An 18,910-nucleotide genomic window follows, 5' to 3' on the forward strand; every position below is an offset into this window, starting at 1 on the left:
CCGGCCGTGAGGTGAGGCCGGTCTGGTCCGCAGGGGCCAGGGACCTCTCATCCGGCTCTCATCGAGAGGCTCGATACTGGTCCGATGACCCGGGTGAACGCCGTCGCCGGCCGGACGACCGAGCGGCCCCGCCTGACGGTACGCGCGCGGTTCGTGACTGCTGCGGTCACCCTCGCCGCGCTCGGCATGGTCATCGCCGGGGGCACCGCCTACCTGCTGCAGCGTGAACGGGTCGACGTGCTCATCGACGACTCCCTGACCCGCAACGTCGAGGAGTTCCGCCAGCTCGCCGTCAACGGCGTCGACCCGTCCACGGGCGCCGGGTTCACCACGGTGCGCGACCTGCTGTACGTCGCGCTCCAGCGCACCGTGCCGGCCGCGAACGAGGGCATGCTGGCTGTCGTCGACGGCGAGGTGCCCTTCCGTGCCATCGACGCCGTCCGGCTCCGGCCCGAGCGGGTACCCGAGCTGGTCGCCGCTGCGGTCGCCGCGCAGCAGGACGACGTCGTCAGCCTGGGCTCGGTCGACGCCCAGGGGACGACCTACCGGTACGCGACCATCCCGGTCACCGTGCGTGGGGACACCAGTGCCGGCGTGCTGGTGTTCGCCTTCGACCGGCAGGCCGAGCACGCCGAGCTGGTGCGGACGTACCGCACGTTCGCCCTGGTGGCGCTGGGGTGCCTCGCGGTCCTCGCCCTGGTCGGTTGGGTGGTGGCCGGGCGCCTGCTCGCGCCGATCCGTCTGCTGCGGCGCACGGCCCAGCGGATCAGCGACTCCGACCTGTCCGACCGGATCCCCGTGCAGGGCACCGACGACCTGTCCGACCTGGCCCGCACGGTCAACTCGATGCTCGACCGGCTCGAGCGGGCGTTCCGGTCCCAGCGCGAGCTGCTCGACGACGCGGGCCACGAGCTCCGGACCCCGCTGACGATCATCCGGGGCCACGTCGAGCTGATGGACACCGACGACCCCGCCGACGTGGCAGACACGCGGACCCTGGTGCTCGACGAGCTGGACCGCATGCACCGTCTGGTCGAGGACCTCGTGGTGCTGGCCACCGCCGACCGACCGGACTTCGTGCGGCCCGCCCCCACCGACGTGGGCCTGCTGACCGACGACGTCCTGGACAAGGCCCGCACGCTGGGAGGCCACCGGTGGGTCGTGGAGGGTCGCGCCGAGGGAACCGTCGTGCTCGACGCCCAGCGCATCACCCAGGCGTGGCTGCAGCTGGCCGCCAACGCGGCGAAGTTCGCCCCACCCGGCAGCACGGTGCGGCTGGGCAGTGCACTCGATCGTGGCAGGCTGCTGCTGACCGTCCACGACACAGGTCCGGGGGTGCGCGCCGAGGACGCCCAGCGGATCTTCGAGCGCTTCGCGAGGGGCCAGGCCGGACGGGGGGTCGACGGCGCCGGGCTGGGGCTGCCGATCGTGGACGCCATCGCTGCGGCGCACGGAGGCGTCGCCCGGGTGGACCCGACGCCCGCGTCGTCGACCCCCGGTCCCGACCGAGCCGGACCGGGTGCACGCTTCACGATCGACCTGCCGCTGGCTGCCGTGCCCGCACCGAGCGTCGCTGCACCCTCGGACGGTGCGCCCTCGGACGGTGCGCCCACCCCGGACGGAGCGCCACCCAGCTTCCCGCCCGCCGTCCTGCCCGCCACCGAGGGAGCCCCGTGAGCCAGATCCTGATCGCCGAGGACGAGGGGCGCATCGCCTCGTTCGTCGCCAAGGGCCTGCGGGCGGCCGGGTACTCCCCCGTGGTCGTCGACACCGGACGCGAGGCCTACGACCTGGCGCAGAGCGGTGAGGTCGACCTCCTGGTGCTCGACCTGGGCCTGCCCGACCAGGACGGCTTCACCGTCCTGCGCCGGCTGCGGGAGGCTCGCAGCACGCTCCCGGTCATCATCCTCACCGCACGCAGCTCGGTGACCGACACCGTCGCGGGCCTCGAGGGTGGCGCCGACGACTACATGACCAAGCCGTTCCGCTTCGAGGAGCTCCTGGCCCGGGTGCGGCTGCGGCTGCGCTCGGAGGGAGGCGGTGGAGAGGCCACCCTGCTGAGCCTGGGCCGGCTGAGCCTGGACCTGCGGACCCGGCGCGCACGGGTCCTCGAGCGGGAGGTCGACCTGTCCGCACGCGAGTTCGCGCTCGCCGAGGCCTTCCTGCGCAACCCCGGGCAGGTCCTGAGCCGCGAGCAGCTCCTCTCGCGGGTGTGGGGCTACGACTTCGACCCGGGGTCCAACGTGGTGGACGTGTACGTGCGGTACCTGCGTCGCAAGATCGGCGCCGACCGGGTCGAGACGGTCCGCGGGATGGGCTACCGCCTGGTCGACCCCGACCACGCCCCCGACCCCGCAGAGCGATCCGCCAGCACCCCCACCTGACACCCCTCCCCATGGGCCCACGCCCCTGAGCACGGGCCCACGTCCGAGATCGGGCTTTCCGTCGTCTCCCGGGTGCGGGAAGCGACGGAAAGCCCGATCTCGACCTTCGGGCGGGCGGGTCAGTCGGCGGAGTCCGCGCTCGGCGGGGAGTCCGGGCTGGCGGGCGAGTCGGGGCTGGGCGGGGAGTCGGGGCTCGGCGGGCTCGGGGCCGACGCCGGGGTCGGGGCCGACGCCGGGCTGGGGGGTGAGACCGGTGAGGGAGCCGACGCCGGGGACGCGGGCGACGGGGCCGACGCCGGGGAGTCGGGGGTCACGGGCGACTCGGCGGACTGGGCGGTCACCGTGGAGATCGCGCTGCCCGCGCTCAGGGTGGTCGGCGAGATCCGCGAAGGGCTGGTCGGCGTCGCGGTCGGACCTGTGGTCACCGAGGTCCCGACCTCGCGCGGGCCGGGGTCGGTGAAGGGACCCGCCCCGACCGCGGCTGCACCACCGACACCCAGAGCACCCAGCGCCCCGGTCACGATGAAGACCTTGCGTGCGTTCATGGTCGTTCTCCTTCGTCTGTGCGGACGAGCTGTCCGGCCGCGTGCTGATCAGCCTGGTGCGGCCGGATGAGAGCAGCAGGACGCGCCGATGAGAGGTCTCTCAGACGACGGGCGTCCTCGAGCCAGCCTCGGACGACGTCGAGGCGCCGGCCCGCGTCGTCGGTCCAGCCCGGCCCCTCCTCCCCTGCGTGGGTGCGGGCGCCGGCCACGAGGGACAGCGCGACCGCTGCGGCGCGGGCCCGGAGCGCGACCGGGTCGACACCCCGCTCCATCACCGCGACCCAGCGGGGGAGGATCCGCGGCACGTGACGGTAGGCCCCGGGGGCAAGGGCCGGGAGCACGCTCAGGTGGCCGAGGAGGCACGCGAGATCGTCGACCCGGTGCCCGGGACCTGCCGAGTCCACGTCGAGCAGACCGGTCACCTCGGCGCCGGTGAGCAGGAGGTTCGCGCCGTGCAGGTCGCCGTGGGTCGCCACCACGGGCCCCGGGTCGGCCCCGGCCACCATCCCGGCGACCTCGCGACCCAGGCCGAGGATCTCCTCCCGCCGGCCGGGCACGGCGACGGCGGCCGCGTGGGCGTACGACTCGACCCGGTCGGACCACGAGGGACGCCGCGGCAGCCCGACGAGCTCGCGCGGGAGGCGGTCCAGCAGGTCCAGGACCAGGTGGGGCGAGACCTGGGAGGCGCCATCGGCGGCGAGCGAGACGATCAGTGGCCGACCCTCGAGCACGTCGAGCCGGATCAGCCCGTCGGCGTGCACGGTGGCCGGCGCGACCGGCAGTCCGGCCGCGGCCAGCAGCCGGTGGCGGGCGTGCAGGTCCGCCGCGACATGCGGGCGGACGACCTTGAGGTACGCGGCGCGGCCCGGCGAGGTCGCGCGCAGGACCGCGCGACGCAGGGGCCGGTAGGTCACCAGGTCCAGGGTGGTCGTCGCCGGATCGGTCCCGAGCAGCGCTGCCACGTGCGTCACGTCCGAGGCCGCGACCAGACCGGGGAGGGCAGGGTCGGCGGGGTGGCGCCAGACGTGCAGGGTCCGACCCTCGTGCAGGACGGTGGTCGACGTGGCGACGGTGGGCACGGGCGCCGTGGTGCCCAGGAGGTACTCGCTGCCGCGTGCCGCCCCGGACTCCCAGTCCACACGCCAGCCCACGGTGACGCCGACGCCCGGGCGGTGGTGCACCTGGTGGACCGACCATGCGGTGAGCCTGACCCCCTCGGCCTCCAGGACCGCGTGCAGCAGCTCTCCCGCGGCAGGCCCGGCGAGCAGGTCGACGTCAGCCGCCTCGTCGACCGCACCTCCCAAGTCGACCGCACCCCCCGACGCGACAGGCTCGCCCCACCCCCGCGTCACGACCGATCCAGGGATGAACACCCGCCCAGCATCACCACCCACAGTGAGAACCCCAAGAGACCACGATGAGAAACCTCTCATCCGCCCCTCGCTCGACCCGGCACGGTGCGGCCGAGGTTGGGCTTTCCGTCGCTTTCCACGTGTGGAAAGCGACGGAAAGCCTGATCTGGATCGTCGTGAGGGCCAGGTGGTGAGGGGTGGCCTGTTCGGTGGGCTGGCACACTTGCCCCGATGCGCGACCTCGTCGACCTGCCCAAGGCGCACCTGCACCTGCACTTCACCGGATCGATGCGCCCGGCGACCCTGCGCGACCTCGCGACCGCGCGCGGGATGCGGCTGCCGGCCGCCCTGCTCGACGGGGACCCGCTGCGGCTGCCGCCGGGTGACCGCGGCTGGTTCCGCTTCCAGCGCCTCTACGACGCAGCCCGGGCCTGCGTGCGTTCCGAGGCCGACATGCGGCGGATCGTCGCCGAGGCCGCGGCCGACGACGCCGCGGAAGGGTCGGGACGGCTCGAGATCCAGGTCGACCCGACCTCCTACGCCCCGTTCGTGGGGGGACTCACCCCCGCGCTGGAGATCGTGCTGGACGAGGCGAGGTCCGCGAGCACGGCCACGGGGGTCGAGGTCGGGGTGGTCGTCGCCTCCTCACGGATGCGCCACCCGCTCGAGGCCCGCACCCTCGCGCGTCTCGCGGCCCGGTATGCGGGCGACGGGGCGGGGCAGGTGACGGGCTTCGGGCTGAGCAACGACGAGCGCCGGGGAGCGACTGCGGAGTTCGCGCCGGCGTTCGCGATCGCGCGGCGTGCCGGTCTGGCGTCGGTGCCGCACGGGGGCGAGCTGCTCGGGCCGCGCCACGTGAGCGAGGTGCTCGAGCACCTCGTGCCGGACCGGCTCGGTCACGGGGTGCGCTCGGGCGAGGACGACCGGGTGCTGGACGACGTGGTGCGGCGGGGGGTGGCTCTCGAGGTGTGCCCGGCGTCGAACGTCTCGCTCGGGGTCTACGCCGCGGACGACCAGGTGCCGTTGCGGCGACTCGCCCGGGCAGGGGCGACCGTGGCCCTGGGTGCGGACGACCCGCTGCTGTTCGGGTCCCGGCTGGTCGCGCAGTACGAGGCGGCACGCACGGTGCACGGCTTCGACGACGCTGCGCTCGCCGAGCTGGCGCGCGGGTCGGTGCGGGCCTCGCGAGCCACCGGCGAGACGCGCTCCCGGCTGCTGGCAGGGATCGACGCATGGCTCGCCGCACCTGACGAGGGGTCCGCACCCGGAGTCGGGGGCGGGGCGGTGCCCCGCGACACGGCGGCGGCCGACGGCGTGACAGCGCGGGACGGGGCCGCGAACCGGGGTTGACAACCACCGCGGCACCCGCCAATGTGTCAATCACTCAATACATTGACTGATGGGTGGCACCGTGCGCATCGTCTCGATCCTCGTCCCGGCCCTCCTGGTGGGCCTCGGGGCGACCCTCGCCGGGCTCGTCGTGGCCCTCGCCCGCAGGCCCGAACCCTCGCCCTCGCAGGCGGCCGAGGCAGCGCGCCGCCACGCGACCGTGGTGAGCGTCATCGCCTGGCTCGCCGGGGTCCTCAGCCCCGCGCTCGTGCTGGCGGCGCTCTCGCCTGCCCTCGCCTCGTGGGGCGGTCCGCTCAGCGTGGGGGTCGCGGCCGGACTGCTGCCCGCCACCGTGGGACTGGTCTTCATCGGCGTCCACGCGGTGGGCGAGCTGACCTGGCCCCGGCCGACCGGTGCCGTCCGGCGTGCCCCGCTGACCCCCCGGACCATGACCGACGTCGCCCCGCGTCGCCTGCGACGGGCCCTCCTGCTGTGGTCGGGTCTGCTGGTGCTCGCGCTGCTGGTCTTCGGGGTGATGGCCGACGAGGGTCGACGGGTCAGCCGGACCTTCCCCGAAGGGAGCTCGGGGGCGAGCCCCTTCCCCGGATGGTTCTACGGGGTGCCGCTGCTGGTCGGGGTGGCGGTCGTCCTGCTCGCCACGGTCGGCGTGCTGCGCCTGATCGCGGCCAGACCCGCGGTCATGGACGCGGCCCCCGAGTGGGATCTGGGCCTGCGCCGGCTCTCGGCGCACCGGGTGCTGCGCGGGGCCCAGCTGGTCGTCGGGCTGACCCTTGCCGGGGTGCTGGTGGTGGCCGGTCAGGCGATTCGCTCGATCGGGTCAGCGGTGGGCTCGGTGGGTGCCGTCCCGCTCGGCGCGAGCCCTGCCTACACCACGGGGGGGACCGTCGTCGCCGTGCTGGCCGTCCTCGTCGCCGGGGCCTGCGTGGCCCTCGCCGCGACGCCGGGTCGAGCGCCGCAGACGCCGTCGGACCAGGCAGCGCCCCGCCCGACGAGCGACGCGGACCGCCCCGCGTGAGCCTTCAGGTCGAGGTGGACCTCGGCTCGGGAGTCCCGCCCTACGAGCAGATCAGGCTGCAGGTCCTGGCCCACGTCTCGGCCGGCCGCCTCCGGGTGGGCGACCGGCTGCCCACCATCCGCGCCCTGGCCACCGACCTCGGTGTGGCCCAGGGCACGGTCGCCCGCGCCTACCGCGAGCTCGAGAGCACCGGGGTGGTGACCACGCGACGCCGGACCGGGACCGTCGTCGCGCACGGGACGACCGGCGCGCAGGACACCCTGCGGACGGCGGCGGACCACCTGGTCCGCGCCGCACGAGCCGCCGGTCTGGCCGACGACGACGTGCTCGACCTCGTCCGGGGTGCGCTGCTGGCCGGACCGGGCTGATCGGGCGCCGGGCGGGTCAGAGGGTGCAGCCGACGAGCACGGGCTCGGGCTCGAGGGTCACGCCGTAGGTGTCGCGCACCCCGTCACGTACCGTGCGCGCCAGCGCGAGCAGCTCGGCGGTGCTCCCACCCCCCCGGTGGGTCAGGGCCAGCGCGTGCTTGGTCGACAGGCCCACCGGACCGGGGAGCCCGAACCCCTTGCCGAAGCCCGCGTGCTCGATCAGCCAGGCAGCACTGGTCTTGACCACCGACCCGTCCACCGCCCCGAGGCTCGGCCCGGTCGTGCGCTCGGGGCGGGCGGACCGCACCGGGTACCGAGGAGCACCCTCGGGCAAGCCGTCGGCGAGTGCGGCCGGGACGATCGGGTTGGTGAAGAACGAGCCGGCGCTCCAGGTGTCCGGATCAGCCGGGTCGAGCACCATGCCCTTGCCGCCGCGCAGTTCCAGGACCGTCGCGCGCACCTCGGCCAACGGAGCGCGGCCCCCCACCGGGACACCCAGGCGACGCGCCAGCTCGGCGTAGGCGACCGGAGCCGAGAGCGTGCCCAGACGCAGCTGGAACCCGACGTCGAGCACCACGTGACGGGGCGTCGGGGCGAACCGTGACGGCCCGCCGTCTGGCCCGCGCAGCGACCGCTTGAGCACCGAGCTGCGGTAGCCGAAGTCCAGGTCCCCCAGGGTGAAGGTCCGCACCCGGGACTCGTCCCGGTCCCACACCCGCACGGTCGAGACGACCCCCGAGACCTCCTGCCCGTAGGCGCCGACGTTCTGCACGGGAGTCGCCCCGGTGGACCCGGGGATCCCGGCGAGCGCCTCGACCCCCACCCACCCCTCGACCACGGCGCGGTCGACGACGTCGACCCACGGGGTGCCCGCCGGCACCTGGATGCTCGCCCCTCCGCAGGTGTCCGCGGCCTCGACCTCGATGCCCGAACGGACGTCGCGCACCACCAGTCCCGGGAAGCCGTCGTCGTGCACGACGACGTTCGAGCCGCCGCCGAGCACGAGGACCGGCTCACCCGCGTCGTCCGCCGAGCGGACCGCGGCGACGAGCTCCTCGTCCGAGGTCGTCTCGAGGTACCGACCGGCCGGTCCACCCAGGCGCAGGGTCGTGAGATCGGCGAGCGCGGGGGCCCGGGTGGGTGCAGGGGTCGCCGCGGAGGAGGTGGACGTCACGCCCCCAGGCTAGTTCGCTCCTCGCGGGGGCGTGCCCCCGCGGCGGTGGGGAGCGGCTCGGCGGCGCGCAGGACGAACAGCCCGATCACCACCGGCACCGTGATCGCCAGCAGCGCCGAACGGTAGCTGGTGACCTCGGCGAGCATCCCCAGCAGCGGCGGCCCGGCCAGGAACGCGCTGTACCCGATGGTCGCCACCACCGCGACCCGCGGGGCCGCGCGCGTGGGGTCGTCCGAGGCCGCACTCATCCCGACCGGGAAGCCGAGGGCGGCGCCCATCCCCCAGGCCACCACACCGATCAGCGCGAGCCACAGGGGTCCCACCAGCGCGAAGACCAGCAGACCCGCCAACGACAGACCCGCCGACAGCCGCAGCACGCGGACCCTTCCCCACCGGTCGAGCAGAGCGGTGCCGAGCAGGCGCATCCCGGTCATCGCCGTGACGAACACCCCGAAGCCCACCGCGCCCATCGCGTGGGAGGTGCCGAAGCCGTCCACCACAGCCAGGCTCACCCAGTCGTTCGCGGCGCCCTCGGTCAGCGCCGCGGCGAGCACGACCAGCCCGATCAGCAGGGTGCGGGGCTCACGCCAGGCGTTGACGGCACGCCGCGGGCTCGCACCCGGCTCAGGGGCGGCGGCGTTCGGCTCGTGGTCCACCGCGTCGTGGGTGCCCTCGGGCAGCAGGTACCGCGCTGCGACCAGCACCCCGGTCAGGCTGAGCGTCAGCACGACGGCAAGGTGCACCAGCACGGGCGCGTGCAGCCAGGCGGCGACCGCCCCGAGGCCCGCGCCGGCCATCGTGCCGAACGAGAAGCCGGCGTGGAAGCGCGGCATGATGGCGCGGCCCAGGCGCTGCTCGACGGCAGCCCCTTCGATGTTCATCGCCGCGTCCCACACGCCTGTCCCGATGCCGAACATGATCATCGCCGGGACCACCAACGACAGCCATCCCAGGGCCACCCCGGTCGAGGCGAGCAGCAGACCCGTCACGTTGAGGGTCGCGAAGAACACGATGGTGCGCCGCGCACCGAGCCGCTGCACGACCAGTCCCGAGAGCGGCAGCGCCGAGAGCGAGCCGATCGAGGCCACCAGGAGCAGCAGCCCGAGCTGGGCCGGGCTCATCGCCAGGGCGTCGCGCACCGCGGGGAGCCGTGAGGCGAAGCTCGCGAAGTTGAAGCCGTTGAGGAAGAAGACGGCGAACACCGCGGTCGAGGCGACGTGCACGTACCTCTCGACGTCAGTTGCTCTCACCGGTTCACCTCGCAGCGACGGCGGGCTCACGACGGAGCTCCGCGGGGTGGGTGCCCTCGAACGGGAGGGACGGGGTCACGGCAGCGGCGTCGAGACCCTCGGGCAGGGTATCGGGCAGGGTCCGGCCGTCGATCTCCTCGAGCCGCTGGACCCGGCCGGAGAGCACGATGCTGACGACCATCCCGACGCAGATGAACAGCAGGGCCTGGCGGATGCCCACGGCCTCGGCGACCATCCCCAGCACCGGGGGTGCGGAGATCGACGCGACCGAGGCGAAGGCCGACACCACGGCCACCCGGCCGGCGGCGCGCAGGGGGTCGTCGGAGGCCGCCGCCATCCCGATCGGCACGGCGAGCCCGGCGCCCAGCCCCCAGGCGGCGACACCGACCGCCGCGAGCGGAAGGCTCGGGGCGAGACCGAAGAGGGCCAGGCCGAGCAGCGAGACGACACCCGACCCTGCCAGCACCGGCACCCGGCCGAAGCGGTCGATCAGACGCGTGCCGGCCAGTCGGGAGACCGTCATCGAGGCCACGAAGACCCCGAAGACCAGCGCCCCGACCGCCTCGGTCTCGGCGAAGCCGTCGACCACCGCGATCGCGAGCCAGTTGTTCGCCGACCCCTCCGACAGGGCCGCAGTCATCACCACGACGCCGATCAGCAGCGTACGGCGTTCGCGCCACGCGCTCAGCGCGGTGCGCAGCCCCGCCCCACGGGTCGGTGCCGGGGCACCGGGAGGCAGGTGGGTGACGGCCCGCGCGAGCGGCAGCACCGCACCCGGGATCGCGAGCAGACGCCAGACCAGGGCGACCAGGGCGACCGCGCTGAACTGCACGAGCACCGGCACCTGGCCCCAGGCGGTCGCAGCGCCGATCAACGAGCCGACGACGCTGCCGACCGAGAACGCCGCGTGGAACTGCGGCACGACCGTGCGCCCCATCCGCCGCTCGACCACGGCCGCCTCGACGTTCATCGGGACGTTGCCGAGGGCGAAGGACATGCTCATGCCGAAGATGCCGGCGACGAGCACCGCGACGCTGCCGAGGGTCGGCCCCAGGCCCATCAGCACCGTGGCGACCGAGAACACCACCGCGGCGGTGGTCAGCACCGCGCGGCTCCCCCATCGGGCGACCGCGCCTCCGGCCACCAGCACCGTCATCAGGGACCCGAGGGCTCCGACGAGCAGGATGGTGCCGATCTGGCCGGTGGTCAGGTCGAGCGCGCTGCGCACCGACGGCAGCCGGGCGAGCCAGCTCGACACCGTGAGCCCGAGCAGGCCGTAGAGGCCCAGCAGGAGGTGGCGGGCTCGCAGCACCTCGGGGGCGAGGTGGGCGTCGCGGGGACGGGTTCGCGCAGCGGTGGCGCGGGAGTACGGCATGAGACTCGTTCCAGGTGGCTCGCAGGCGTGCGGGCGCGGTGGTGGCGGTGTGGGGAGGTGGCACGCCGTCGGGCCGGTGCACCTTCGTGAGGGTCACGTGCGGGAGCTCGAGGAACTGGCGCATCGAATCGATTCGAGGGTGTGCCCCCAAGTCTGCCGATAGGCTGGCCAACCGTCAACCGAGAATCCCCCCACCCGGCAGGTGAGATGACGCACACCCGTCCGACGCTCGCGAGCGTGGCCTCGGCAGCAGGGGTCTCCGTCTCGACAGCCTCCCTCGCCTTCTCGGGTGCCGGCCCGATCGCCGCCGAGACGCGCGCCCGGGTCCGAGCCGCCGCCGCGGAGCTCGGCTACACCGGTCCCAACCCGCTGGGCAGGTCGCTGCGGAGCGGTCGCAGCGGCATCGTGGCGGTCGTCATCGGTGACCAGCTGCGCCGGAGCTTCCGCGACCCGGTCTCGATCCAGGTGCTCGACGGCCTGGTCGGGACGCTCGGCACGATGGGTCTGGGCGTCCTGCTCATCCCGGCCACGCCGGCGACCGACGGCTCGGGCGACATCGACCCCCTGCTGGAGACCGCGCCGATGGATGTCGCCGTCCTGATCTGGGGCGCACGGACGGAGGACCCCGTGCTCGCCGCGCTCCAGCGTCGGGGCGTGCCCCTGGTCATCGGAGAGGGCCCCGAGATCGACGGCATCCCGGTGGTCGGCATCCACGACCGCCGCGGGACCGCGGACCTCGCCCGCCACCTCCTCGCACTGGGGCACGAACGCATCGCGACCGTCACGCTGCCGTTCGGACGCGACCGACGGCTCGGGCTCGTGGACGACGCCAGGATGGCTGCCCTCAACTGGACCCCCACGCGGCACCGCCTCGAGGGGCTCACCGACGCGGGGGTCGTCCCGACCGCGGTGGTCGAGAGCACCGCCTCGCTGGTCGAGGCAGGCAAGGAGGCCGGCCACCTGCTGCTCGACGGGCCGAACCCGCCCACCGCCGTGGTCGCGCAGTCCGACCTGCTGGCCTCCGGCGTGGTCCTCGCGGCGCGGGAGCGCGGGCTCCGGGTGCCGCAGGACCTCTCGGTCGCAGGCTTCGACGGCCTCGACCTGCCCTGGATGTCACCCGACGTGCTCACCACCGTCGCCCAGCCCCTGGCGCTCAAGGGCGAGACCATCGCCCGTGCCGTGGCGTCGATGATCGCCGGGGAGAACCCGGGGACCACGCTGCTCGACGTCGAGCTGCGGATCGGTACGACGACCGGCCCTCCGCACCCCTGAGACCGGGAGCCGGGCGGCCCTCGCGCAGGCCGGGGTCAGAGGCGGACGGTGGCCTGCGACCGACCCAGGACGCGGACGCCCTCGACGGTCACGGTGAGGTCGACCCGGGCCGTACCCGCCTCGAGGTCCACGGCACCGACGACGCCGCTCACCTCGAGGGTGGCCAGGCCGGGGTCGGGCACCGGGACAGGACGGGTGAAGCGCACCCCGTAGCTGACCACGGCCGCAGGGTCCTGCGCCCACTGCGTGACGAGCTCGACCGCCGCACCCATGGTGAGCATGCCGTGGGCGATGACACCCGGCAGCCCCACCTCGGCGGCGAAGCGGTCGTTCCAGTGGATCGGGTTGAGGTCACCGCTGGCACCGGCATAGCGCACCAGGCTGGTCCGGTCGAGCCCGACCGCGAGGGAACCGATGCTCTGGCCGACCTCGAGCTCGGCCAGGACGGGGCGGCTCACGCCTCCTCACCCCGCACCGCGAGGGTCGAGACCACCGAGGCGACAGGCTCGCCGTCCTCGTCCGAGATCTCGCACCGGGTGGTGACCATCGCCAGACCCGCGCGCTCGACGATGCTGTCCACGTGCAGGACGGTCACCAGCTCGTCACCGGCGAGGATCGGCCGGGTGTAGGTGAAGCGCTCCTCGGCGTGGACCACACGGCTGAAGTCGATGCCTGCCTCGGGGTCCTCGATCAGCTGGGCCTCGGCCCGCTGGGCGACCACCACCGCGAAGGTGGGGGTCGCCACGACGTCGCGGTGGCCCAGCGCGTGGGCCGCGGTGACGTCGTGGTGAGCGGGGTGCCGGGCCCCGACCGCGAGCGCGAAGGCGCGCACCGCCTCGCGTCCCACGCTGTAGGGAGCGGTGGGCGGGTAGGTGCGGCCGGCGTTCGCGAGGTTGATGGCCATCGGCTCGTCAGCCCGGGGAGACCGGAGGGTCAGCGGGTCTCGCGGTGGACGGTGTGCTTGCCGTCGCGCGGGCAGAACTTCTTCATCTCCAGGCGGTCCGGGTCGTTGCGCCGGTTCTTCTTGGTGATGTAGTTCCGCTCCTTGCACTCCACGCATGCGAGCGTGATCTTCGGACGGACGTCCTGACTCTTGCTGGCCACGGTCTTGCCACCTCTCGCGCTGCTCTGCAGCGCCTGGTCTGTCACGAGTGCGAGCCGCCGGCCGGCTCGCACCTTCAATCCACTGTGGTAGCGGGGGCGGGACTCGAACCCGCGACACCACGATTATGAGCCGTGTGCTCTAACCACCTGAGCTACCCCGCCGCATCGGCACCCGGTGCGCCGTGGAGAACGGCGAACCGTCCTCCACGACCTCCGGGCACCAACAGAGCCCCGAAAGGGAATCGAACCCTTGACCTTCTCCTTACCATGGAGACGCTCTGCCGTCTGAGCTATCGGGGCAGCGCGTGCCAGGGTACACGCGCCTGGGCCTGCCTGCGAAATCCGGCCCCGTACCCGCCCTGCACCCCTGCCGGACCCCGCCCCGGGGCCCGCACCCACGGCCTCTGACAGCACTGCGGCCCCACCTCGAGAGGCGGGGCCGCAGTGTCAGGTCCCTGGTGGCAGGTGAGGGATTCGAACCCCCGTAGCGTGACGCGGCTGATTTACAGTCAGCTCCCTTTGGCCGCTCGGGCAACCTGCCAGGGTGCAGTCCGTGCCACCGAGCCCGATCGGGCTCGTGCAGCACAGGTGCGGATGGAAGGATAGCAACTCCACGCCCCTCCTCGGACACCGACCCCCCGGGACCCGGGCGCGGGACGCGTCGCTCCCCCGCGGAGCGCGCACGCACCGACCGCAGGCACATCTCCAGGAGGACACATGGCCGCCGATTCCTCGTTCGACGTCGTGAGCAAGGTCGACCGCCAGGAGGTCGACAACGCCCTGAACCAGGCGGCCAAGGAGGTCTCGCAGCGCTACGACTTCAAGAACATCGGCGCATCAATCACCTGGAGCGGCGAGACCATCGTGATGGCCGCCAACTCCGAGGAGCGGGTCAAGGCGATCCTCGACGTCTTCGAGACCAAGCTGATCCGGCGCGGGATCTCGCTCAAGGCACTCGAGGCGGGCGAGCCCAAGGCCTCGGGCAAGGAGTACCGGCTCGAGGCCACGATCCAGGAGGGGCTCAGCAGCGAGAACGCCAAGAAGATCGCCAAGATCGTCCGGGACGAGGGACCCAAGGGCGTCAAGACGCAGATCACCGGCGACGAGCTGCGGGTCTCGGCCAAGAGCCGCGACGACCTCCAGTCGGTGATCGCCCTGCTCAAGGGCTCCGACCTGGACGTCGCGCTGCAGTTCATCAACTACCGCTGAGGCGCCCGAGGTCTGCCGGTACGACGCCCGCCACTCTGCCGCCGACACCTTGTCGATCGAGTGAGCAGTCGGCACGGACCGGCAGGATGATGGCCGAGCGACGACCCGGCCATCGGCTACGGGAGGGTGTGGTGCGGGTCGTGGGCGGGGTCGTCGAGGAAGCCGCCCCAGCCGTGCAGGCTGCCCAGGCCGAAGGCCACCTCGAGGTTCTGCCGGTTGCAGACGGTCTCGGGTGACCCGCTGGCCACGACGCGTCCGCTGACCAGGATCACGTGGTCGGCCGCCCGGGCCTCATTCAGGTCGTGCGTGGTGAGGACGACGGTTCGACCGTCCCGGCCGTCCCCGTGGATGAGTCCGTCGATCGTTCGGGCGGAGACCAGATCCAGCCCGGTGAGCGGCTCGTCGAGCAGCATGACCCAGTGGTCCTGGGCCAGCCCCTGTGCGACGTAGACCCGCTGACGCTGCCCGCCGGAGAGCTCGTGCAGGTGCCGACCGGCAAGGTTCTCGATGCCCATCCGACGCATGGCCTCGGCGACCTGTGCCCGGTCGGCGCGACCGAAACGGCGGAACAGTCCGACACGCGGGTACCGGCCCATCCCGACGGTCTCCCGCACCGTGATCGGGGTCGAGTGGGGGACGACCGTGGACTGCAGCACGTAGCTGATCTCGTCCCGCGCCGCCCGCGGATCACCACCCAGCACGCGCAGCCGACCCTCAGCGACCGGGACCAGCCCTGCCAGTGCGTGCAGGAGCGTGGACTTGCCGGAACCATTCGGGCCGATGACCGCGGTGACGCCGTCCAGCGGGATGGTGAAGGTGGACCGCGCCAGCGCCGTGTGGTTGCCGTACCGCAGGACGAGGTCGGTCGCCTCTGCGAGCAGTCCGGCTCCGCAGCCCTCGTGCGGCGCCCTGCCCACGAGGCTCATCGCGTCACCGTCGGACCAGTGGCCGGTGCATCAGCGACCGCCGACTGCGGTTCGTCCTGGTCCAGGGCCGTCGCGCGTCTGGCGCGGACCGTCGTCCAGGCCAGCGTCAGGAAGAAGGCCACGATCGGCACGAGTGCCATGGTGGCGGACCCTGCGGTCCCCAGGTGGTAGCTGAGGAGCAGGCCGAGCCAGACGGACACCACCGAGAGTGCCGCGGCGACCGCCATCATCCGGGGAACCGTCCGGACGACCAGGGCAGCAGTGGCGGGCGGCCCCACGAGCAGGCCGAAGACCAGCAGGGTGCCCACGGACTGGAAGCTGCCGATGACCGCCGCAGCGATGAGGACGAGCAGGACGGCGTGAGCCCTGCCCGGACGCATCCCGAGGAGCTCAGCCTTCTGCCGGTTGAACGACAGCGCGAGGAACGGTCGATACATCACCACCGAGGCGCCGATGACGACCCCACCCAGGACTGCCTGCTGCACGAGGTCCTGACGGGTCACGCCCAGGGCGTCACCGAAAAGGATCGTCGTGAGGCTCCCGGTGTAGGAGTCCACGCTGGAGATGATCACCACGCCGAGGGCGAGCATGCCGACGAACAGGAGCCCGATGGCGGTGTCCTCGCTCAGCCGGGTCTGACGGCTGACGATCTCGATCCCGGCGACCATGACGGCGGCGGCCACCGCGGCACCCAACGCCGGGCTGGTGTCCAGGACCACCGCCGCGGCGATGCCCGGGACCACACCGTGCACGAAGGCGTCTCCGAAGAAGCTCATGCCGCGCAGGACGAGCCAGGTCCCGACGACCGCGCACATGAGTCCGGCAAGGACCCCGCCGAGCAGGGCGCGCTGCTGGAAGCCGAGGGCGAAGGGGTCGGTGAACCACTCGAGGAGCGTCACGCGACCACCGTGCCCATCCGGGGCGTCACGGGCGTCACGGTGACCCTTGGTCCGCGAGCGCATCGGCGATGAGATGCGCGTCTGCGAGCATCATCGTCTGATAGGTGTCCGCCCCGGATCCGGCCGCGCCCAGGCTCCCGACGTAGAGCTCGACGACGGAGACTCGCGTCCCGACCTCGTGGGCCAGCCCGTCGACGAGCGCGGTGCTGTTGGCCGTGTTGGCGAAGATGGCCTCGACCCCAGCCCTGCGCACCGTCTCGGCCAGGCCCGCCAGCTCGGACGAGCTCGGCTGGGCCAAGGTCGAGCCTCCGGGGATCACGACGCCGATGACCGTGAAGTCGTAGGCGCGGGAGAAGTAGCCGAAGGCGTCGTGGTCGGTGACCAGGACCCTCGATGCGGCGGGCACCGCGTCGAGGATGGCCCGTACCTGCGCGTCGGTCTCCGTGAGGGTCGTCGCGACCTGCGCACCGCACGCGGCGTAGGTCGCGTCGCCGGTGACGGTGGCGAGCTCGTCGCCGATCAGGGTCGCGGCCGTGGCCATCCGAGACACGTCCAGCCACACGTGCGGGTCTGTCGAGCCGGTCGCGCCCGACAGGGGCTGGGGGTCCACCGCCGGCCCCACCTCGAGGACGGTGGCGCCGTCCTCCTCCGCCGTACCCAGCGCGGAGGCCAGCCCTTCCTCGAGCCCGAGGCCGTTGGTGATCACGAGCGAGGCCTCGACCATCGCCGCGACATCGGCCGACGAGGGTGCATAGTCGTGCGGGTCTGCGCCGACGGGCATCAACGTCTGGACCTCACCTCCCCCGCAGGCCGTGACCTGACCGGCGACGCTGCCCAGGATCGTGGTCGAGGCCACGACCGAGACCGCATCACGCGTCGACCCGACCTCGCCCGATCCTCCGGTCGCGGCACACCCGGTCATGCCGAGCACGATGACCGCAGCACCTGCAGCGGTCCGTGCCGTGAAGCCTCTGTCCATTCCGCACACTCCTCGTGGTGACACCACATCGATCATGTGAGTCGCTCTGGCGACGCCTGCCGGCCGGGTCCCGCGGTCACTCGGGGACACAGATCTGACCCCGTGCGATCGCGGCGACGGTGCGCACGGTCAGGAGCGTCACCAGAGAGCTGATGACGGCAAGCAGCACCCACGCCGCGGCCGAGAGGAAGCCTCCGCCGACCTCGCGCGCCATGGCAGTGGTGGCGACGCTCAGGCCCGCGAGGGGGAAGGCGTAGGCCCACCACGAGAGGAAGAACGGCAGACGGCGCAGGCGACCCACCTGGGTGACGAAGAGCAGGGCGAAGAAGGCCGCGGTGTAGTAGAGCACCCGTGAGGCCGTGTCGAGGCCGCCTCCTGCGAGTCGCAGGTAGGACAGGAAGGCCACGGCAGGGGGTGCGATCAGGACGGCGAGGGTCGGCAGCAGCTGATCAGGAACAGGCTGCTCGTGGACGAACAGCCGGGTCAGCACCATCGGCAGCAGGGCAGCCCAGAACACCAGACCGGCGGAGAAGAAGAACCACGACAGCTCGACAGGTCCGAAGGTCACGCCGGCCAGAGGCACGGCGACCATGCCGACGACGGGGATGAACCAGGCCGGGGTGACGTGCTGCATCCCGAAGACCGGTCGGCTGATCCAGGCGGACAGCACGTACAGCGTCAGCACGAGCTGGCCGACGGCTCCGAACCACCACAGGACGGCCGCGAGCCCCGGTGCGAAGTCCTGCCCGGCGGTGGCCAGGAGCAGGAGGGCGATCGTCGACGTCGGGACGAAGGCAAGCCGGACGGGGTGGTGAAGCTCGATGCGCACGGCAACCGGGTGACGGATCACCTTGGCCAGGTAGGCGAGCAGGACAAGACCGCAGGCCGTGAGGGCGACCCAGAAGAGGGCCTGCCCGACGACGAGGGGTGCTCCCAGGACCGGTGCGGCACGGAGCCAGGCCAGCGCCAGCCCGGCGAAGCCCATGATCGTGGCGAAGAAGGTGACCGGGAGGTGCGAGAGCCTCGCAGCTCGACTGCCCCCCTCGGGCTCGACGTCGGCGGTCGCGGGGCCTCCACCCCGAGGCCGGGAGGCGGTCTCACCCATCGTCGATCTCCATCTGTGAGTGCTTCCATCATTTGATTAGATCCAATGTACTGCCTATCCTGAACACCATGTCGTCTTCCGCCGAGCTCCTTCGAGACCGGCGCCTGCGCGTCACAGCCGCCAGGATCGCGGCGCTCGACCTGCTGACGGAGCGCAGTCACCTCACCGCTGACGACGTGGCCGTGGGGGTACGGGAGCGCATCGGATCACTGTCGGTCCAGGCCTCCTACCACCTGCTGGACGCACTCGTCTCAGCCGGGCTCCTGCGCCGGGTCGACATCGCAGGCAGCGCAGTGCGGTACGAGCGCTGCATCGACGACCATCACCACCACCTGGTCTGCCGTTCCTGCGGCGCCGTGACGAACATCGCCTGCCGCGCCGACCGTGGCCCGTGCGTCCCGTTGGGCGACCGGCAGGGCTACGAGATCACCGAGGTGGAGGTCACCTTCTGGGGGATGTGCCCGCAGTGCCGCACCTCGACCACCACACCCACCAACCCACCAGGCACGACCACGAGGAGCACCTGATGAGCATCCCTGTCGACATCGGCATCCCCGACGAGCAGCGCGCACGGATCGTGCACGGCCTCTCCCGCGTGCTGGC

Annotated in this window: 20 protein-coding genes and 3 tRNA genes; 8 read left to right on the plus strand and 15 right to left on the minus strand. The window is 72.9% G+C overall.

All coding sequences use genetic code 11. The annotated features are described in order from the left end of the window. Positions 1-84: 84 nt before the first annotated feature. Both M1R94_RS03430 and M1R94_RS03435 read left to right on the plus strand, forming a co-directional pair. Positions 85-1,677: a sensor histidine kinase gene (locus M1R94_RS03430; RefSeq protein ID WP_249380259.1), complete on the plus strand. Its 1,593-nt coding sequence runs from the start codon at positions 85-87 to the stop codon at positions 1,675-1,677. Further along, a complete protein-coding gene (locus M1R94_RS03435; protein WP_249380260.1) occupies positions 1,674-2,384 on the plus strand; it encodes a response regulator transcription factor in 711 nt (236 codons plus the stop codon). The genes M1R94_RS03430 and M1R94_RS03435 overlap by 4 nt, the downstream gene beginning before the upstream one ends. A 119-nt stretch (positions 2,385-2,503) precedes the next feature. Here M1R94_RS03435 and M1R94_RS03440 read toward each other — a convergent pair whose 3' ends face one another. Continuing rightward, positions 2,504-2,929 (minus strand): hypothetical protein, encoded by a 426-nt coding sequence (locus M1R94_RS03440; protein WP_249380261.1) that lies wholly within the window; start codon positions 2,927-2,929, stop codon positions 2,504-2,506. Then, positions 2,926-4,302 (minus strand): phosphotransferase, encoded by a 1,377-nt coding sequence (locus M1R94_RS03445; RefSeq protein WP_249380262.1) that lies wholly within the window; start codon positions 4,300-4,302, stop codon positions 2,926-2,928. Before M1R94_RS03445 ends, M1R94_RS03440 begins: the two co-directional genes overlap by 4 nt. A gap of 210 nt (positions 4,303-4,512) precedes the next feature. Here M1R94_RS03445 and M1R94_RS03450 point away from each other — a divergent pair, with 210 nt between their 5' ends. Genes M1R94_RS03450 through M1R94_RS03460 form a run of 3 tightly spaced genes read left to right on the plus strand, consistent with a single transcriptional unit; the run spans position 4,513 to position 7,014 of the window. After that, complete coding sequence (locus M1R94_RS03450; RefSeq protein ID WP_249380263.1) at positions 4,513-5,631, plus strand: adenosine deaminase; 1,119 nt, start codon at positions 4,513-4,515, stop codon at positions 5,629-5,631. A 49-nt stretch (positions 5,632-5,680) separates the two neighbouring features. Continuing rightward, the gene (locus tag M1R94_RS03455) at positions 5,681-6,646 is read left to right on the plus strand and encodes a hypothetical protein (RefSeq protein ID WP_249380264.1); all 966 of its coding nucleotides are present in this window, start codon (positions 5,681-5,683) and stop codon (positions 6,644-6,646) included. Then, positions 6,643-7,014 carry a GntR family transcriptional regulator gene (locus tag M1R94_RS03460; protein ID WP_249380265.1) on the plus strand — a complete coding sequence of 124 codons (372 nt, stop codon included), beginning with the start codon at positions 6,643-6,645 and terminating at the stop codon, positions 7,012-7,014. Before M1R94_RS03455 ends, M1R94_RS03460 begins: the two co-directional genes overlap by 4 nt. A 16-nt stretch (positions 7,015-7,030) precedes the next feature. Here the strand turns inward: M1R94_RS03460 and M1R94_RS03465 are convergent, their stop codons facing one another. Genes M1R94_RS03465 through M1R94_RS03475 form a run of 3 tightly spaced genes read right to left on the minus strand, consistent with a single transcriptional unit; the run spans position 7,031 to position 10,813 of the window. Then, positions 7,031-8,188: a UDP-N-acetylmuramate dehydrogenase gene (locus M1R94_RS03465; RefSeq protein ID WP_249380266.1), complete on the minus strand. Its 1,158-nt coding sequence runs from the start codon at positions 8,186-8,188 to the stop codon at positions 7,031-7,033. Further along, on the minus strand, positions 8,185-9,438 hold the full coding sequence (locus M1R94_RS03470; RefSeq protein WP_249380267.1) for an MFS transporter: 1,254 nt from the start codon (positions 9,436-9,438) through the stop codon (positions 8,185-8,187). Before M1R94_RS03470 ends, M1R94_RS03465 begins: the two co-directional genes overlap by 4 nt. Before the next feature lie 4 nt (positions 9,439-9,442). Beyond that, complete coding sequence (locus M1R94_RS03475) at positions 9,443-10,813, minus strand: MFS transporter (RefSeq protein ID WP_249380268.1); 1,371 nt, start codon at positions 10,811-10,813, stop codon at positions 9,443-9,445. A 207-nt stretch (positions 10,814-11,020) separates the two neighbouring features. Here M1R94_RS03475 and M1R94_RS03480 point away from each other — a divergent pair, with 207 nt between their 5' ends. Further along, on the plus strand, positions 11,021-12,085 hold the full coding sequence (locus tag M1R94_RS03480; RefSeq protein ID WP_249380269.1) for a LacI family DNA-binding transcriptional regulator: 1,065 nt from the start codon (positions 11,021-11,023) through the stop codon (positions 12,083-12,085). 35 nt (positions 12,086-12,120) lie between these two features. On the opposite strand, the gene M1R94_RS03485 is transcribed toward M1R94_RS03480, so the two are convergent. From M1R94_RS03485 to M1R94_RS03510, 6 genes are all read right to left on the minus strand, one after another. Further along, complete coding sequence (locus M1R94_RS03485) at positions 12,121-12,543, minus strand: MaoC family dehydratase (RefSeq protein ID WP_249380270.1); 423 nt, start codon at positions 12,541-12,543, stop codon at positions 12,121-12,123. Next, complete coding sequence (locus M1R94_RS03490; RefSeq protein ID WP_249380271.1) at positions 12,540-12,989, minus strand: FAS1-like dehydratase domain-containing protein; 450 nt, start codon at positions 12,987-12,989, stop codon at positions 12,540-12,542. The genes M1R94_RS03485 and M1R94_RS03490 overlap by 4 nt, the downstream gene beginning before the upstream one ends. Before the next feature lie 29 nt (positions 12,990-13,018). Beyond that, positions 13,019-13,189, minus strand: a complete 171-nt coding sequence (rpmG, locus tag M1R94_RS03495) for a 50S ribosomal protein L33 (RefSeq protein WP_199422648.1) — start codon at positions 13,187-13,189, stop codon at positions 13,019-13,021. 85 nt (positions 13,190-13,274) lie between these two features. After that, a tRNA-Met gene (locus M1R94_RS03500) sits at positions 13,275-13,351 on the minus strand. 65 nt (positions 13,352-13,416) lie between these two features. Further along, a tRNA-Thr gene (locus tag M1R94_RS03505) sits at positions 13,417-13,489 on the minus strand. A gap of 156 nt (positions 13,490-13,645) precedes the next feature. Next, positions 13,646-13,730: transfer RNA gene (locus M1R94_RS03510), tRNA-Tyr, on the minus strand. A 176-nt stretch (positions 13,731-13,906) separates the two neighbouring features. Between M1R94_RS03510 and M1R94_RS03515 the strand changes: the two genes are divergently transcribed. Beyond that, positions 13,907-14,398, plus strand: coding sequence for a YajQ family cyclic di-GMP-binding protein (locus M1R94_RS03515; RefSeq protein ID WP_249380272.1), 492 nt, complete (start codon positions 13,907-13,909; stop codon positions 14,396-14,398). A gap of 116 nt (positions 14,399-14,514) precedes the next feature. Here the strand turns inward: M1R94_RS03515 and M1R94_RS03520 are convergent, their stop codons facing one another. The 4 genes from M1R94_RS03520 to M1R94_RS03535 form a co-directional block, all read right to left on the minus strand. Next, complete coding sequence (locus M1R94_RS03520; RefSeq protein WP_249380273.1) at positions 14,515-15,324, minus strand: metal ABC transporter ATP-binding protein; 810 nt, start codon at positions 15,322-15,324, stop codon at positions 14,515-14,517. Further along, complete coding sequence (aztB, locus tag M1R94_RS03525; protein ID WP_249380274.1) at positions 15,321-16,223, minus strand: zinc ABC transporter permease AztB; 903 nt, start codon at positions 16,221-16,223, stop codon at positions 15,321-15,323. The genes M1R94_RS03520 and aztB overlap by 4 nt, the downstream gene beginning before the upstream one ends. A 34-nt stretch (positions 16,224-16,257) precedes the next feature. After that, complete coding sequence (locus tag M1R94_RS03530; RefSeq protein WP_249380275.1) at positions 16,258-17,202, minus strand: metal ABC transporter substrate-binding protein; 945 nt, start codon at positions 17,200-17,202, stop codon at positions 16,258-16,260. Between the two features lie 76 nt (positions 17,203-17,278). After that, complete coding sequence (locus M1R94_RS03535; protein WP_249380276.1) at positions 17,279-18,307, minus strand: SLAC1 anion channel family protein; 1,029 nt, start codon at positions 18,305-18,307, stop codon at positions 17,279-17,281. 68 nt (positions 18,308-18,375) lie between these two features. On the opposite strand from M1R94_RS03535, the gene M1R94_RS03540 reads away from it, so the two are divergent. Then, positions 18,376-18,834 (plus strand): Fur family transcriptional regulator, encoded by a 459-nt coding sequence (locus M1R94_RS03540; RefSeq protein WP_249380277.1) that lies wholly within the window; start codon positions 18,376-18,378, stop codon positions 18,832-18,834. Positions 18,835-18,910: the final 76 nt, after the last annotated feature.

It is taken from the genome of Actinotalea alkalitolerans, assembly GCF_023369855.1.
Lineage (GTDB): Bacteria > Actinomycetota > Actinomycetes > Actinomycetales > Cellulomonadaceae > Actinotalea.